The organism is Meridianimarinicoccus marinus, from assembly GCF_040689105.1.
GTDB classification, from domain to species: Bacteria; Pseudomonadota; Alphaproteobacteria; order Rhodobacterales; family Rhodobacteraceae; genus Meridianimarinicoccus; species Meridianimarinicoccus marinus.
The window spans coordinates 1-235 of sequence record NZ_JBFBVU010000150.1 but is presented as its reverse complement, the minus strand read 5'-3'; the positions used below and the strand labels follow the sequence as shown (position 1 = coordinate 235).

General features: G+C 60.0%; 1 protein-coding gene. It reads left to right on the top strand.

The window, feature by feature from the left end:
* Window positions 1-2 precede the first annotated feature (2 nt).
* On the top strand, window positions 3-155 hold the full coding sequence (locus AB0T83_RS20540) for a hypothetical protein (RefSeq protein ID WP_366195043.1): 153 nt from the start codon (window positions 3-5) through the stop codon (window positions 153-155).
* Window positions 156-235: the final 80 nt, after the last annotated feature.

Sequence of the window (235 nt, the reverse complement as noted above, 5' to 3'; positions counted from 1 at the left end):
GTATGGAGCTCAAGCCACGTAAGGCGTTCGGTCCGGTGCGCGTCGCCGTCACCGGTTCGCAGGTGAGTCCGCCGCTCTTCGAGTCGATGGAGATCCTCGGTCGCGACAAGACCCTCGCCCGTCTGGCCGCGGCTCGTGAGATCGCTGCGAAATAGGCCTCTGAACTGCACGTTTGTGGACTTCCGGTAACCCTTTGCTATTGTCTTTCTCGGCACTTTTCCTCAGGGAAAAGGGA